This is a genomic window from Streptomyces sp. NPDC002181 (genome assembly GCF_042890485.1).
GTDB lineage: Bacteria > Actinomycetota > Actinomycetes > Streptomycetales > Streptomycetaceae > Streptomyces.
The window spans coordinates 482,960-497,083 of record NZ_JBIASC010000003.1; the positions used below are offsets into that span (position 1 = coordinate 482,960).

The following is a 14,124-nucleotide window of genomic DNA, read 5'->3' on the forward strand; positions in this document are numbered from 1 at the left end:
CTTCAGGGCGTGCCGGCCCAGGCGGCGAGCGCCTCGTACCGCTCGGCGCGGCGGGCCGCGGTGCCGGCGGTACGGGTGGCCCAGGCGATGTGCCCGTCGGGGCGCACGAGGACTTCGGCCACCCCGTCGAGGCGGGCGTGGCCGGCGCCGGCCGGGGTGAGGGCCGTGTCCTGGCCGGCGCCGGCCGGGGTGACCGCCGTGACCCGGCCGGCCCAGCCCCCGTCGGTGCCGAAGCCCTGCTCCCGCGCGAGGTTCAGCAGCACGAAGCGGCCCTCGTGGAGCAGCTCGTACACCCGGGTGGCGGCGGAACCGGGGATGCCGAGCGGGATGTCCGGCATCCGCGCGCCCACCAGCGGGTCGGCGCCGGGGCCCGTGGCCGGGTAGCCGACGCCGAGCCCCGAAACCAGCCCGGCGAGCCGCCGGTTGACCTCCTCGATGCCGAGCAGCTCGTCGAGCAGCCCGCGCAGGGCCGCCGCGGGCCTCTGGTACGCGGGGACCAGCGGCAGCTCGGCGAGCAGGGTCTGGACCTCGGTGTTCCCGGTGACCGCCAGGCCCACCGGATGCCGCTCCGCGTGGTAGGTGTCGAGCAGCCCCGCGGGCGCCCACCCGTTGACCTCGGCCGCCAGCTTCCAGCCCAGGTTCATCGCGTCCTGGAGCCCGGTGTTGAGCCCCTGGCCGGCCGCCGGGAAGTGGATGTGCGCGGCGTCGCCCGCCAGCAGGAGGCGACCGGACCGGTAGCGCTCGGCGAGACGGGTGGCGTTGCCGAACCGGGACAGCCACCGGGGCCGGCCTGTCCCGCAGTCGCTCCCGCAGATCCGGATCAGGGACCGGCGGAACTCCTCCGCGGTGACCGGCTCGGCGGCCGGCGTCCGCATCCGCTCCGGGTCGATGAGCACGATACGGGTCAGGCCGCCCTCCAGCGGGACGGCCAGTACGCCCTCGGCGCGAGCCCGCGCGAGGCGCTCCGGGTCGGCCGCCGCGAAGTCGCCGAGGACGCCGGTCAGCGTCTCGTCCGTGCCGGGGAAGCCGATGCCCGCCTCCCGGCGCACGATGCTGCGCCCGCCGTCGCAGCCGACCGCGTACGAGGCGCGTACGGTCTCGACCCGGCCGCCGGGACCGCGCACGTCGACCTCCACGCCGTCCGCGTCCTGGCGCACCCCGGTGCTCTCGCGGCCGCGGTGGACCTCCACGCCGAGCTCGCGCGCCCGCTCCTCCAGCAGGGCCTCCGTACGTGCCTGGGCGAGGAAGAGGGTGTAAGCGTGGCGGCTGTCCAGGGCGCTGAAGTCCAGGCGGGTGCCGAGGCCGGCGAAGTGCCAGCCGGGAACGGTCCGGCCGAGGGCGAGGAAGCGGTCGGCCAGCCCGCGCTGGTCCATCAGCTCGACGCTGCGCGGGTGCAGGGTCAGGGCCCGCGAGTCGGGCTGCGGAGCGTCCCGCCGCTCCACGATCCGGGTCCGTACGCCGGCCAGTGCGAGCTCGCAGGCGAGCATCAGGCCGGTCGGACCGGCGCCCACGACGATCACATCGGTGTCCATCGGAAACCTCTTCCCGGGCTCTGCCCTATTTAGTGAACAGTGTTCACGTGAACGATGTTCACTATAGTGGGGCCCATGAGCGCACCGTCAACCCCGCCTCCCTCCGACGCCCCGCGCCCCCCGGCCCGGGGCAGGCCCCCTCGGCTGGATCAGGCCCGTACCGTCGAGGCGGCCCTGGCGCTGCTCGACGAGGCCGGACTGGACGCGCTGACCATGCGGCGGCTGGCCGATGCCGTCGGCGTACAGGCCGGGGCGCTCTACCGGCACTTCGCCACCAAACAGGACCTGCTCACCGCGATGGCCGAACGGATGCTGGCGGGCTGCTCCACCCGGCCGCCGGACTCCGCCTGGAGCGCACGCCTGACGACCCTGGCCCGGGGCATGCGCACGGCGCTCCTCGCCCACCGCGACGGGGCGCGGGTCTACGCCGGAACCCACTCGACCGGCGCGAACACCCTCGGCTTCGCCGAGACCCTCCTCGGGGTCCTGCGCGAGGCCGGGTTCGGTCCCGCGCAGGCGGCGCGCACCGCGCTGGCGGTGATTCACTACACCGTCGGCCACACCCTGGAGGAACAGGCCGCCCTCCAGCCCGGAGACCAGGGGCCCGCAGACCCCGACCGGCTCCGGGAGGCGGTGGCGGAAGCCCGCCACCCGCACCTCGCCGAGGCCCTTCCCGTGTTCACCGACACCGATTTCACGGCTCAGTTCGAGTTCGGCCTGGACCTGCTGCTCCAGGGGCTGCGCGCGCTGAGCCGGCCCGGGCCGGAGTCGGCCGCCTGAGGGAACGGATCAGGCCCGCCACCGGATTCGGGGGCGGGCCTGGGCGTGTGCGGGGCGGGTCCGTCGGTCAGTTGTTCTGCGTGGCGTCGGTCTCCGCCCGGGCCGCCGCGCTCTCGGCGTCGTCCAGTTTCTGCTGCATGTCCTTGACCGTGGCGTCGTCGGCCGTGCTGTTCGGTTTGGCGGTCGCGCCCGGCGTGCAGCCGGTGATCAGGAGTGCCGTCACCGCGGTCAGCGCGGCGAGCGCCGCGGCCGCGCGGCGGGGACCGGTCACCCGGCTCACCCGGCTCACCCGGCTCACCCGGCTCGCTCGGGTCGCTCGGGTCGTTCGGGTCACTTGGAATCCTGCGCGGAGCACCATGCGCTGACGGCCTTCAGGTCGTCCTGCCGCTTCTGGAGGGTGGGCAGCAGGCTCTTGCGGAAGGTCAGGCGGTCGTTCAGGTAGTCGTGGACCTGGGTGTGGCCGGCGGTCTGCGCGTTGGCGACGCGCTGCTCCAGCCGCGCGACGGAACCCAGCACGGTGGGATCGCCCTTGAGCCGGTCCACGGCCGTGTTGACGCGGGTCTGCGTCTTGGGCAGGCGCCTGCAGATCGCCTTGGCGCCGTCGCCCTTCGGCGCGGACTTGGCCGCCTTGGACGCGGCCGGGGCGGGGCTCGCCGACTCGGCCTGCGCGGGGGCGGCGCAGATCAGGGCGCCGGACAGGGCGAGGGCGCCGATCGCGGCGGCGGCGGTCCTACGGTTCGGGAGCATGGCTGTATCCCCTTCGGTGCGAACGGGCCGGCTCACGGGCGGCCGACCGGTCAGGACGGTAGGGGGTGTCTTTGTGGAAACTTTGTGAGTCCGGGGGAGCCCTCCGGGCCGGGCGCCCTCACTCGCCCCGCGAGGAGATCCAGTCGCGCCGCTTCGGCAGCCTCAGGGTCGGGGCGTCCGCCGCCGACAGGGGCAGGCGCACCTCGAAGCGGGTGCCGGTGCCGCCGGGCGGCGTGCCGATCACGACGGAGCCCCGGTGCAGCGCGACCTGCTGGGCGACGAGCGTCAGGCCGAGCCCCGAGCCGGGGCTGCCGGGGCGGTGGTGGAACCGCCGGAACACGGCTTCCCGCTCACCGGGCGCGATGCCGGGCCCCGCATCGTCCACGGTGAGCACCGCGTACCCGCCCTCCGCGTGCACCCGTACGGCGATCCGGGCGGGCTCGCCCGGCAGGTGACCGTGCACCACCGCGTTGCCCAGCAGATTGGCGAGCAGGATGGTCAGCCCGGCCTCCCACCCGAACACCCTCAGCTCCGACGGGAGTTCCACGTCCAGCCGCACTCCGGGGTGGCGGCGGGCGCTCTCCCCGGCCGCGGTGTCCACCAGCTCGGGCAGATCGAGCGAGGTGAAGGCGGACACCTCCACCAGATCGCCCCGCGCCAGCATCCGCAGGGCCGTGAGCAGGTCCAGCAGCCGGGCGTGGTCCCGCTGCAAGTCCCTTACGATCTCGGCCCGTTCGGTGGGGGAGAGGTCGGGGTGGGCGGCCAGGACGTCCAGGTCGGTCCGCATGCTCATCAGCGGGGTGCGCAGCTCGTGCGAAGCGGCGGAGGAGAACGAGCGGGCCGTGTCCAGCGCCTGGGCCGTGCGGGCGGCCTGTTCCTCGTACCGGGAGAGCAACTGGCCGATGGCGGCCGACAGTTCGTCCACCTCGGCGATGTTCACCGGCGTGCTGGCGAAGGCCGCGGGGCCCGCGCCCGGGTCGAGTTCGGCGGCGCGGCGGCTCAGCCTTCGCACGGAGGCGGTGGCGCGGCCGGCCAGCCCGTACGCGAGCAGCCCCGAGACCGGCGCCGCCAGCAGGGCCACCAGCAGGACCCGGCGGCGTACGGCCACGACCTGCGGGTCGGCGGCCGAGGCCGGGGTGAACAGCCAGAGCGTGCCCGGCGCGGGGCCTGCCACCGGGACGGTCAGCACCCGCCAGGCACGCCCCTTGGCCCGGACGGTGACCGGCCCGTCCGCCGTCCCCTCGGGCAGCCGCACCGGGTCGGCGGGCTGCGGTCCGCCCTCCAGGACGACGGCTCCGTCCGCCGTCCGGACGCGGATGCCGGCGTCGAGGACATCGCCCAGCACCTTGCGGTGCTGGTTCTGCTCCACCTTCGGCTTCCCGTTGCGGTCGGCCGTGAGCAGGGTCTTGACGTCGGGGAGGACGGCGGAGGCCCGGTCCCGCAGCCGGGTGTCCTGCTGCTGGTGCAGATCGCGGCTGACCAGCCCGAGGACCAGCAGCCCCGCGGCGAGCACCAGCAGGGGCACCACGACCGTCACCGAGAGGGCGACGCGGGTGGCGAGCTTCACTTCCCGCCCTCCCGGGCCCCGGGGACGCGCAGGACGAAGCCGACTCCGCGCACGGTGTGGATCAGGCGCGGGCGCCCGCCCTCCTCCAGCTTGCGGCGCAGATAGCTGACGAAGGTGTCGACGGCGTCGCTGCGGACCTCGAAGTCGTAGCCCCAGACCCGGTCCAGCAGCTGGTCGCGGGTGAGGACGATGCCAGCGTTGCGCACCAGCTGGAGCAGGAGCTCGAACTCGCGCCGGGTGAGATGGAGTTCGTCCCCCTCGTGATGGACCTGGCGGCGGGCCTCGTCGATCACGAGCGGGCCGGCGCGCAATGCGCCGGGGGCGGGCTCGGGGGCCGGGCGGCGCCGCAGGAGGGCGTGCAGGCGCAGGACCAGCTCCTCCAGGGCGAACGGTTTGACCAGGTAGTCGTCGGCCCCGGCCTGGAGCCCCGCGATCCGGTCCGCCACCTCGTCGAGGGCCGACAGCATCAGGACGGGGGTCTCGTCGCCGCGGGCGCGCAGTCCGCGGCAGACCTCGGTACCGGTCAGGCCGGGCATCGAGACGTCCAGTACGAGGACGTCCGGGCTCTGGCCGGCGAGCACGGAGAGTGCGCCGGGCCCGTCCTCGGCGAGCAGTACGGTGAAGCCGCTCAGCCGCAGCCCGCGCTCCAGGGAGCGGCGGATGGCGGCGTCGTCGTCCGCCACCAGTACCCGCCCGGTGGACGTACCGCCGGATGTACGGCCGGTGCCGGTCACAGTGCCTCCTCCTCGCGCGCTCCTCGCGCGCGGCTCCGCCGCGGGGCCGGGCCGACCCTCTCACGGCCGCCGGATCCCCCGGAAGGCGGGGTGAGCTCCGCGGTCGGTGCGGCCGTGTGTTCCACGGTCCGAGCCCGCGGCCTCCGGTGGGCGGCGGACGACGACATGTGCGCACCCGGCATGATGGAGGCCGAAAAGCCGCCGACGCGGCACCACCCCCACCCCCAGGAGGAGCGGCATGTCCGCCCGGCCCACGCCGTATCCCGAACGCCCCGCGCAGGCCCCGGTCACCGGGGGAGGCCTCGCGGAGCTCCTGCGCAGGGTCCGCTACGAGGTCCTGCCGGCGAAGGCCACCGAGGACAAGGTCCTGGCGCACGTCCCGGCCGACGTGCCGGTCACCGTCACCGCCTCCCCGGCCAAGGGCATCGGTCCCACCCTGGACCTCGCCGTGCGTCTGGCCGGGCACGGCTACCGCGTCGTCCCGCACGTCCCGGCCCGGCAGATCACCGATGCCGCCCACCTCTCGGACATCGTGGACCGGCTGGTCGCCGCCGGCGTCGAGGACGTCTTCGTGCCGGCCGGCGACGCCGACCCGCCGGCGGGGGCGTACGACGCCGCCCTGCCCGTGCTGCGCCGGCTCGGCGAGCTGGGCAGCCCGTTCGCGCACGTCGGCATCACCGGCTACCCGGAGAGCCACCCCCTCATCGACGACCAGGTCGCCGTACGGGCGATGGCGGACAAGCAGCCGCACGCGACGTACATCGTCAGCAACCTGTGCTTCGACCCGGCGACCCTGCGGCAGTGGCTCGGGCGGGTACGGAGCCGGCAGATCGTACTGCCCGTACACGTCGGGATCGCCGGTCCCGTCGAACGCACGAAGCTGCTGTCCATGGCCACGAAGATCGGCGTGGGGGAGTCGGCCAAGTTCCTGACCCGGCACCCCTCGTGGTTCCTGCGCTTCGCCGCCCCGGGCGGGTACTCACCGGATCGGCTGCTGCGCCGCAGCGCCCCGGCGCTGGGTGCGCCCGAGTCCGCGGTGGCCGGTCTGCACCTGTTCACGTTCAACCAGATCGCCGAGACGGAGCGCTGGCGCCGCGCGATGCTGGAGCGCCTCGGCGGCTGACGGGGGTGGCCGGTGCGCCGTCCTGCACGCGGGCTACCGGGGCGGGCCGGGCGGGAACGTGACGGAGCCCGGGAGCATATCCAGCTCCCGGGCTCCAGCTTGCCACCCAATTGGCACACCGACGGCGTTTAAGAGTCGCGGATCATTCTGAGATCGACGTGTTCTGCCTTTGAACTACCGCGCCACGAGAGAGGCGCAGAGGGGACTTGAACCCCCATCCATCGATGATCGTCCGCGCTCGGTCGATCCGGCGTTCGGCGGCGAATGCTGAGACTGGAGCGAGAATCTGAGTTTCACGGGGCCGCCTCTTCCGGCTTGGGCCACCCCGGCACGTGTGCCGGGGGAGGGATTCGAACCCCCAACTGACACCCCTCGGTCAGCTTCAACATCAGTTTCAGCTTTGCGCGCTCGCGCGCGCACCCCCTCGCTCGCACAAGGGGCGATCTTGAGGCTACCGGAACAGGTAGCCGAACACCGCGTCCCCGACGCGCTGGTCGGTGACGTCGGTGCCGTTGGCCTCCTCGCGGGCGAACTTGACGGCCTGCTGGAGCTTTTCGACCCGGTCGAGGAGCTCGTTGACCCGGCGGGCGGGCAGCGCGCCGGAGAACTTCACCGTCGTCCAGTAACCGACCGGCACGTCCTCGTAGTACACCTCGACCTGGGCCGGGTGCTTCTCGGTCGCCTCGGCCTTCACGTGGTTGCGCGGCACCTTCTTGGTGCGGATGGTACGGACCGGATCGGTCTTCCACGCGTCCGTGGACGGGTCGAGGTTCCAGGCCTCCGACGCGTCCAGCACCGGCAGCTTGCGTACGAACGTGTGCAGGTCGGTGAGCTGCTTCTCAAGGAACAGCAGGTACGGAACGGGCACTTGGGGCAGCAGGACCGTACCGTCGACGACGATGTCCGCGGCCGCCGTGCGGTTCGCCCAGTCCTTCGTCGCCGTCACGTCGAACAGCCGCGTCAGCGTCCCCGCCGTCGCGCGCAGCACGTCCTCCGCCTTGACCTGCACCCGCGTGGACTCGGGCGGCAGCTGCTCGCCCTCCTCGTCCTTGGGCTGGTACGTCCGCGAGATGCCGGCGAGCAACGCGGGCTTCTGGACGTCCTGATGGGCTTGGGTGAGTTCCTGGAGAGACTTGGACTTGACGCCCTTCTCCACTGCGATGATCTGATTCAACTTCGGCACACGAGGAACGTAACAGCACAACAGTCCACCGCACACCTGGGTTTCGGCGCTCCGGCGCTACCCGGGGAGCCACCCGGCAACGCGCACGGCCCGCTCCGCCGCCGGGGTGGGCGGTGGAACGGGCCGTGCGCGGTACGAGGGTGTCCCGGGATCGGACCGGTGTTACGGGATCAGACCGCCGGGGACGGGTACGTCGGGTACTCGACGCCGGAGACGTGCTGGACGACCCGGATGACCTGGCACGAGTAGCCGAACTCGTTGTCGTACCAGAGGTAGAGGATCGCGTTGTCGCCGTCGACCTTGGTGGCGCCGGCGTCGACGATCGACGAGTGGCGCGAGCCCACGAAGTCCATCGACACGGCGTCGGGCGCGGTGGTGAAGTCGATCTGGCGCTTCAGCGGGGAGTTCAGCGAGACGTCGCGGAGGTAGTCGAGGACCTCCTCGCGGGTGGTCTCGCGGCCCAGGCGCAGGCTCAGGATCGCGATCGAGACGTCCGGGACGGGGACGCGGATCGAGCTGCCGGTGATCGGCGCCTTCAGGTCCGGCAGCGCCTTGGCCACGGCCGAGGCGGCACCGGTCTCGGTGATCACCATGTTCAGCGGCGCGGAGCGGCCGCGGCGGTCGGCCTTGTGGTAGTTGTCCAGCAGGTTCTGGTCATTGGTGAACGAGTGGACGGTCTCCACGTGGCCGCGCAGCACGCCGTACTCGTCGTCCATGGCCTTGAGCGGCGGGACGATCGCGTTGGTGGTGCAGGAGGCGCAGGACAGGATCTGCTCGTCCGGCTTGATCGTGTCGTGGTTGACGCCGTGGACGATGTTCGGGACGTCGCCCTTGCCCGGAGCGGTCAGGACGACCTTGTCGATACCGGGGCGCAGGTGCTTGGAGAGGCCCTCGCGGTCGCGCCACTTGCCGGTGTTGTCGATGAGGATGGCGTCCTTGATGCCGTACGCCGTGTAGTCGACCTCGCTCGGGTCGTTGGCGTAGATCACCTTGATCGCGTTGCCGTTGGCGATGATCGTGCTGCTCGCCTCGTCGACCGTGATCGTGCCCTGGAACTGGCCGTGGATGGAGTCCCGGCGCAGCAGGGAGGCGCGCTTGACGAGGTCGGCCTCGCCGCCTCCGCGGACGACGACGGCGCGCAGGCGGAGCCCGTTGCCGGAGCCGGCCTTCTCGATGAGGAGGCGGGCGACGAGGCGGCCGATGCGGCCGAAGCCGTACAGGACGACGTCGCGGCCCTCGCCGCGCTCGATCTTGTTGGCACCGGTGGCGCCGGCGACGGCCTCGGCGGTGAAGCGCTCCACGGACAGGCCGCGGTCGTCGGCCTTGTAGGTGGCGGCGAGCATGCCGATGTCGATCTGGGAGGGGCCCAGGTCCAGCGTGGTGAGCGCCTGCAGGAACGGCAGGGTCTCCGTGACGGAGAGCTCCTCGCCGGCTATCTGACGGGCGAATCGGTGGGTCTTCAGGATGCTGACCACCGACTTGTTCACCAAGGAGCGGCTGTGCAGCAGGATCGTCACGTCCTGCTCACGGTGCAGCTTCCCGATGATCGGGATCATCGACTCCGCGATCTCCTCGCGGTTTTTCCAGTTGGTGAACGAGTCGTCATTGACAGTCACAGGTTTATCTTTCGAGCTAGGCGGCGCTCACATGCTAACCCCACGCCACTTTGGGCACTCAAGGGGTACCGCTGGAGCGACCTTTTGAGGCGATCTGTCGGATTTGCTCTTGGGTGATCCTCTGAGTGTCCGCGCGGTGGCTCGTCGGCCCGCGCAAGACGGCGGAACGAGAGGGCGGGGGAGGAGCGAGGGGGCGGCATCCCGTCGCGGAGGCCGACGGGCCGTCCGGGGGGCGCAGGGGTGAAGACGTACCAATCATGACAGGTCAGAGGCGGTTTTCGTAGGACCGAGGGCACAGTCGTTTGCCCTTGTTCGGGCCCCTGTGCGGCTTTGAGAATCGGCGTCATGAATCACTCGGCGAACATCAATCACGACGCAGTCCTCCGAGCCCGGGTCGCCCTCCTCGGATCGGGGAAGCCGTCCGTCCGCGAGCGGGTCGCGGCCTACCGCGTCCTGGTCCAGGTCAGCCCCCTGGCCTACCTGCCCCTGCTGTCCGCCGCACTGTGGAAGTACAGCCGTTACGAGTTCGCACACCAGCCGGAGATCGCACTGGCCCTGCGCGCCGAGTCCGTGGCCGCGGCGCGGCGCATGTGCGCGCTGGAACCCGGCTGGAGCGATCTCCTCGTCACCGCGCTCACCCACCACCGGGAGCTGCTGATCCTCATGGACCGGCGGGAAGAAGAGCTGCGCGCGGTGGAGGAAGAGCTCACGCGCGTGGCGTCCGGCGAGCGGTAGCCGGCCGCTGCCGTGCCCGGTCGGCCGCCGCGGTGCCCCGGCCGGCCGCACGGCCGGCCGGGCACGCGCGTACGGCGTCAGCCCGCGATCGGGTACATGGTCCCCCGGCGCCCCTCCGCGGAGGTCAGCCACTCCAGCTTCTCCGCCGTGTCCGTGGACGGCAGCGGGGTGTGCAGCACGATCGACAGGTCGGGCCGGGCCGGTACGCGCAGCTGCGTCGACTCCACGTACAGCGTGCCGACGACCGGGTGCTCGATCTCCTTGCGGATCTGGCCGCCGGGCCGGACGTCCCGCTGGTCCCACAGCGCGGCGAACTCGGGGCTGAGTTCCCGCGCCTCCTCGATGACGGCCTGGAAGCCCTCGTCCTCGGGCCATTCCGAGCTCGCCGCCCGGTACTGGGCGACCACGAGGCAGGCGATCTCCTCCCAGCGCGGCGAACGGGCCTTGTAGATGGGGTCGGTGAAGAACGCGATCAGGCAGTTCTGCACGATCTCCGGGCGCATGCCGAGCACGAGCGCGGCCGAGTCGTTGTAGAGGACCGTGTTCCAGTACGCGTCCATGATGTGCGCGGGGAACGGCATCCAGGCGTCGATCAGCCGCTTCAGGCCCTGGCACATGTCCCGGTCGGCCGGGGCCACTTCGAGTGCGGGCGGGTTGAGTCCCGCCAGTACGTACAGGTGCCGGCGCTCGGCACTGGACAGTTTGAGCACCCGGCCCACCGCGTCGAGCACGTGCGGGGAGACCGTGATGTCGCGTCCCTGTTCCAGCCACTGGTACCAGGACACCCCGACTCCCGCGAGCACGGCGACCTCCTCCCGGCGCAGGCCCGGGGTGCGGCGGCGGGCCCCGCCGTCGGGCAGTCCCGCTTCCGTGGGGGTGACCCGTGCCCGTCTGCTCATCAGGAACTCGCGCAGCTCGGAACGGCGGTGTTTGTCGATCGGTGTAGCCACTCACTCCCCCTGTCGGCTGCCTGGTGGTGCCACCAACAGGATAAGTTCCCACTCTCCACGGGCATTCCCGTGCCGCGAGGGTGTGGCCATGGCGATCGATTCTCAGACAACGACGACAACGTCGGCAACGACGAAGGCAACGACCACGGCGGCAGCCCCCGTGAGCGAGCGGCTCACCGGCCGCGCCAAGCTGGTCCTCTTCGTGCTCTGCGCCGCCCAGTTCATGGTGGCGCTCGACTTCTCCGTACTGAACGTGGCCCTGCCGGTGCTCGGCAAGGACCTGGGCCTGAGCCGGTCGGCCCTCCAGTGGGCGGTCACCGCCTTCGCCCTGCCCTCCGGCGGCTTCCTCCTCCTCTTCGGCCGGATCGCCGACCTGTACGGCAGGAAGAAGCTGTTCCTCGCCGGCCTCGCCCTCTTCGGCGCCGCCTCACTGCTGGCCACCCTGGCCTGGGACCCGGCGTCCTTCCTGGCCGGGCGCGCCCTCCAGGGCCTGGGTGCGGCGGTCATCGTGCCGACCGGCATGTCCCTGCTGACCACGACGTTCCCCGAGGGCCCGCTGCGCGACAAGGCCCTCGGCATCTCGGGCACCCTGCTCTCCCTCGGCTTCACCATCGGCATGGTCCTCGGCGGTGTCATGACCGACACCCTCGGCTGGCGCTCCACCATGGGGCTGCTCGGGGTGACCGCCGTGATCGTGCTGGCCCTCGCCCCGGGGCTGCTGCCCGAGTCGCGCACCCCCGACCGGCCGCGCCTGGACGTACCCGGCGCCATCACCGTCACCGGCGGCCTGCTCGCGGTGATCTACTCCCTGTCCTCGGCGGCCCAGCGCGGCTTCGGCGGAGCGGACGTATGGGGCACGCTGCTCGCCGGACTGGCCCTGCTCGTCGCCTTCGCCGTCGTGGAGTCGAAGAGCCCGGCCCCGCTGGTCTCGCTGCCGATGCTGAAGCGGCGCACCGTCGCCTGGGGCAACGTCGCCGGTCTGGTGACCTTCTCGATGATGTCGACGGTCATCTTCGTCCTGACGCTCTACCTCCAGGAGACGCTGGAGCTGTCCCCCTTCCGGACCGGTCTGGTCTTCGGGGTCCAGGGCGTCGCCTCCGCGGTCGCCGGCTCCTACGCGCCCAAGGTCATCGGCCGCTTCGGCGCCCGGCGCACGCTGACCGGATCGCTGCTCGGCCAGGGCCTGTTCATCGCCGTCCTGCTCGCCGTGGGTGCCGAGTCGGGCGCGCTGCTGGCGACCGTCGCCGTCTCGGTGGCCAGCATGTTCCACCTCGGCGCGATCATCTCCTACGGGCTGACCGTGACCAGCGGCGTGCCCGACGAGGAGCAGGGGCTGGCGACCGGCCTGGTCACCACGACGCAGCAGGTCGGCCTGACGATCGGGATCCCGCTGCTCGGCGTCCTCGCCACCACGCAGGCCTCGCTCTTCGACGGGGTCCGTACGGTCCTGGCGATCGACGCGGCGATCGTGGTCGCGGCCGCGGTCCTGGTGGGATTCGGACTGGGCGGCGGCCGTACGCGCAAGGTCTGACCGGCATCGGCATCGGCGCCGGCACCTGCGCCGGCACCTGCGTTCGGGACCGGGGACCGGGAGCGGAGGGCAGCCTCCGCGGACCGGTCCCCGTCCGCGTCCGGCCGCGCGGCTCCTGCGCGGCGATCGCGCGGCGCCGGCCGCCCGTACCGGATGATCGGGCCGGGCAGGCGTACGAGGACGCGTGGAAGCGAGTGCCGATGAGACAGCGGATCCCGCTCCTGACCGCCGTGCTGACCGCGACCGCGACCGCGACCGCACTGGCCGTGCTTCCCGGCTGTGGCAGCCCGTCGGCGCTCCGGGGCACCCCGGCCGCGGCAGGCACCGGGCCGAGCCGGGACCCGGGGGACTTCTCCCGGCAGGTCGACGTGGGCGACGGCCGAAGGCTCTGGCTGAGCTGCAAGGGGAGCGGCGGCCCGACGGTCGTCCTGGAGTCCGGGCTGCACGACTCCTCCGACACCTGGACCCTCACCGACACCCGGCCGCCCGTCCCGAAGGCGCCGGCGGTGTTCCCGGGCGTCGCGGCCTTCGCACGGGTGTGCACGTACGACCGGCCCGGCACCATCCGCTACTCGAACCCGCCGGCGCTCACCACCCGCAGTACGCCGCAGACCGGGACGCGCTCCCTCGGCGCGATGGCCGAGGACCTCGACCGCGTGCTGACGGCGGCGCACGTGCCCGGTCCGTACCTGCTCGTCGGCCACTCGTATGGCGGGATGATCACGAGGCTGTACGCGCAGCGGCATCCGGAGAAGACGGCCGGCCTCGTCTTCGTCGACGCGTTCGGCACCGGCATCGAGCCGTACTTCGGCGCGCGGTGGCCCGCTTACGTGAAGCTGCTCAACAACCCCGGCACGCCCTTCGACGCCGACCCGGCGTTCGAGAAGGCCGACGTCGACGGCGCGATCGGCGCGGTTCGGGCGGCGAAACCGCTGCCGAGGGTACCGATGGCGGTCCTCAGCAAGACGGAGCCCTTCGCGGCCCCGGCCGGGAGCACGAAGGACCTCCTGGCACCGCTGGAGCGAGCCTGGCCCGTGGTCCAGCAGACCCTGGTGGAGCTGGGGGAGCAGACCCCGCACCTCCTGGCCGCCGGAAGCGACCACTACGTACAGCTGCACGACCCGGACCTGACGATCAGTGCCATCCGCCTGATCGCGGGCCGGATCCGTTTCGGCCGATGACGGCCGGGCCGGCCGCCACGGCCTCAGGCCCGGGTCCACCGGGGCGGGTTCACCGGGGCGGCGGGCACGGGCACCGGTACGGGTACCGGCACCGGCACCGGTTCCGGGCCGCGCAGATGCAGGTCGCGGACCGTGGCCGCGGTCTCCCGTTCGAAGTGCTCCCAGGAGATCAGCTGCCGCCAGGTCGGATCCGGCCGCCCCGGCACCGTGGCCCCGCGGGCCGCCCACTCCCGGGCGAGCTGCTCGAACAGCGGGGCGGCCGCGGCCGCGTGGGCCGGCGGCCGGGGCGCGGGGACGTACGGGGGGCGACCGCCGTCGTCGGCGGCCGCCCGGTGCCGCGCCGTGGTGGTGAGCGTGGAGCGCGTCGTCGTCATGCCCGGGCAAACGATTTCCCCGGCGGCGGGGACACGGACGGCCGTGCGCCGGGGCCGTAGTGCCTGTTCGG

Annotated in this window: 14 protein-coding genes; 5 read left to right on the plus strand and 9 right to left on the minus strand. The window is 72.6% G+C overall.

The features are described 5' to 3' along the window. Positions 1–2: 2 nt before the first annotated feature. The gene (locus ACFYXV_RS11545; RefSeq protein ID WP_389382736.1) at positions 3–1,532 is read right to left on the minus strand and encodes a monooxygenase; all 1,530 of its coding nucleotides are present in this window, start codon (positions 1,530–1,532) and stop codon (positions 3–5) included. Positions 1,533–1,607: 75 nt separating this feature from the next. On the opposite strand from ACFYXV_RS11545, the gene ACFYXV_RS11550 reads away from it, so the two are divergent. Continuing rightward, on the plus strand, positions 1,608–2,312 hold the full coding sequence (locus ACFYXV_RS11550) for a TetR/AcrR family transcriptional regulator (RefSeq protein WP_389382737.1): 705 nt from the start codon (positions 1,608–1,610) through the stop codon (positions 2,310–2,312). A gap of 67 nt (positions 2,313–2,379) precedes the next feature. Here ACFYXV_RS11550 and ACFYXV_RS11555 read toward each other — a convergent pair whose 3' ends face one another. The 4 genes from ACFYXV_RS11555 to ACFYXV_RS11570 all read right to left on the minus strand — a co-directional run bounded on the left by ACFYXV_RS11555 (position 2,380) and on the right by ACFYXV_RS11570 (position 5,360). Next, positions 2,380–2,583: a hypothetical protein gene (locus ACFYXV_RS11555; RefSeq protein ID WP_389382738.1), complete on the minus strand. Its 204-nt coding sequence runs from the start codon at positions 2,581–2,583 to the stop codon at positions 2,380–2,382. Positions 2,584–2,642: 59 nt separating this feature from the next. Continuing rightward, positions 2,643–3,059, minus strand: coding sequence for a hypothetical protein (locus ACFYXV_RS11560; protein ID WP_385473516.1), 417 nt, complete (start codon positions 3,057–3,059; stop codon positions 2,643–2,645). Positions 3,060–3,177: 118 nt separating this feature from the next. Next, entirely contained in the window at positions 3,178–4,626 is a 1,449-nt protein-coding gene (locus ACFYXV_RS11565) for a sensor histidine kinase (protein ID WP_389382739.1), read from the minus strand. After that, positions 4,623–5,360: a response regulator transcription factor gene (locus ACFYXV_RS11570; RefSeq protein ID WP_389382740.1), complete on the minus strand. Its 738-nt coding sequence runs from the start codon at positions 5,358–5,360 to the stop codon at positions 4,623–4,625. Before ACFYXV_RS11570 ends, ACFYXV_RS11565 begins: the two co-directional genes overlap by 4 nt. A 238-nt stretch (positions 5,361–5,598) precedes the next feature. Between ACFYXV_RS11570 and ACFYXV_RS11575 the strand changes: the two genes are divergently transcribed. Beyond that, the gene (locus ACFYXV_RS11575; protein WP_389382741.1) at positions 5,599–6,483 is read left to right on the plus strand and encodes a 5,10-methylenetetrahydrofolate reductase; all 885 of its coding nucleotides are present in this window, start codon (positions 5,599–5,601) and stop codon (positions 6,481–6,483) included. A 451-nt stretch (positions 6,484–6,934) separates the two neighbouring features. On the opposite strand, the gene ACFYXV_RS11580 is transcribed toward ACFYXV_RS11575, so the two are convergent. Together ACFYXV_RS11580 and ACFYXV_RS11585 are read right to left on the minus strand one after the other, a co-directional pair. Then, positions 6,935–7,666 (minus strand): hypothetical protein, encoded by a 732-nt coding sequence (locus ACFYXV_RS11580; protein WP_385473504.1) that lies wholly within the window; start codon positions 7,664–7,666, stop codon positions 6,935–6,937. Positions 7,667–7,836: 170 nt separating this feature from the next. Next, positions 7,837–9,282, minus strand: a complete 1,446-nt coding sequence (locus tag ACFYXV_RS11585) for a glyceraldehyde-3-phosphate dehydrogenase (protein ID WP_030159005.1) — start codon at positions 9,280–9,282, stop codon at positions 7,837–7,839. Between the two features lie 345 nt (positions 9,283–9,627). Between ACFYXV_RS11585 and ACFYXV_RS11590 the strand changes: the two genes are divergently transcribed. After that, entirely contained in the window at positions 9,628–10,017 is a 390-nt protein-coding gene (locus tag ACFYXV_RS11590; RefSeq protein ID WP_389382742.1) for a hypothetical protein, read from the plus strand. Between the two features lie 77 nt (positions 10,018–10,094). On the opposite strand, the gene ACFYXV_RS11595 is transcribed toward ACFYXV_RS11590, so the two are convergent. Further along, positions 10,095–10,916 carry a helix-turn-helix transcriptional regulator gene (locus ACFYXV_RS11595; protein ID WP_385473565.1) on the minus strand — a complete coding sequence of 274 codons (822 nt, stop codon included), beginning with the start codon at positions 10,914–10,916 and terminating at the stop codon, positions 10,095–10,097. Between the two features lie 139 nt (positions 10,917–11,055). On the opposite strand from ACFYXV_RS11595, the gene ACFYXV_RS11600 reads away from it, so the two are divergent. Next, positions 11,056–12,498 (plus strand): MFS transporter, encoded by a 1,443-nt coding sequence (locus ACFYXV_RS11600; protein ID WP_389382743.1) that lies wholly within the window; start codon positions 11,056–11,058, stop codon positions 12,496–12,498. Positions 12,499–12,698: 200 nt separating this feature from the next. After that, positions 12,699–13,679: an alpha/beta fold hydrolase gene (locus ACFYXV_RS11605; RefSeq protein ID WP_389382744.1), complete on the plus strand. Its 981-nt coding sequence runs from the start codon at positions 12,699–12,701 to the stop codon at positions 13,677–13,679. 23 nt (positions 13,680–13,702) lie between these two features. On the opposite strand, the gene ACFYXV_RS11610 is transcribed toward ACFYXV_RS11605, so the two are convergent. After that, positions 13,703–14,053 (minus strand): hypothetical protein, encoded by a 351-nt coding sequence (locus tag ACFYXV_RS11610; RefSeq protein WP_389382745.1) that lies wholly within the window; start codon positions 14,051–14,053, stop codon positions 13,703–13,705. Between the last annotated feature and the right edge of the window lie 71 nt (positions 14,054–14,124).

Excerpts from the sequence above, each read along its gene's own strand:
- ACFYXV_RS11545 (WP_389382736.1), bottom strand. The coding sequence starts at position 1,532 with ATGGACACCGATGTGATCGTCGTGGGCGCCGGTCCGACCGGCCTGATG.
- ACFYXV_RS11550 (WP_389382737.1), top strand. The coding sequence starts at position 1,608 with ATGAGCGCACCGTCAACCCCGCCTCCCTCCGACGCCCCGCGCCCCCCG.
- ACFYXV_RS11590 (WP_389382742.1), top strand. The coding sequence starts at position 9,628 with ATGAATCACTCGGCGAACATCAATCACGACGCAGTCCTCCGAGCCCGG.
- ACFYXV_RS11560 (WP_385473516.1), bottom strand. The coding sequence starts at position 3,059 with ATGCTCCCGAACCGTAGGACCGCCGCCGCCGCGATCGGCGCCCTCGCC.
- ACFYXV_RS11575 (WP_389382741.1), top strand. The coding sequence starts at position 5,599 with ATGTCCGCCCGGCCCACGCCGTATCCCGAACGCCCCGCGCAGGCCCCG.
- ACFYXV_RS11610 (WP_389382745.1), bottom strand. The coding sequence starts at position 14,053 with ATGACGACGACGCGCTCCACGCTCACCACCACGGCGCGGCACCGGGCG.
- ACFYXV_RS11605 (WP_389382744.1), top strand. The coding sequence starts at position 12,699 with ATGAGACAGCGGATCCCGCTCCTGACCGCCGTGCTGACCGCGACCGCG.
- ACFYXV_RS11600 (WP_389382743.1), top strand. The coding sequence starts at position 11,056 with ATGGCGATCGATTCTCAGACAACGACGACAACGTCGGCAACGACGAAG.
- ACFYXV_RS11595 (WP_385473565.1), bottom strand. The coding sequence starts at position 10,916 with ATGAGCAGACGGGCACGGGTCACCCCCACGGAAGCGGGACTGCCCGAC.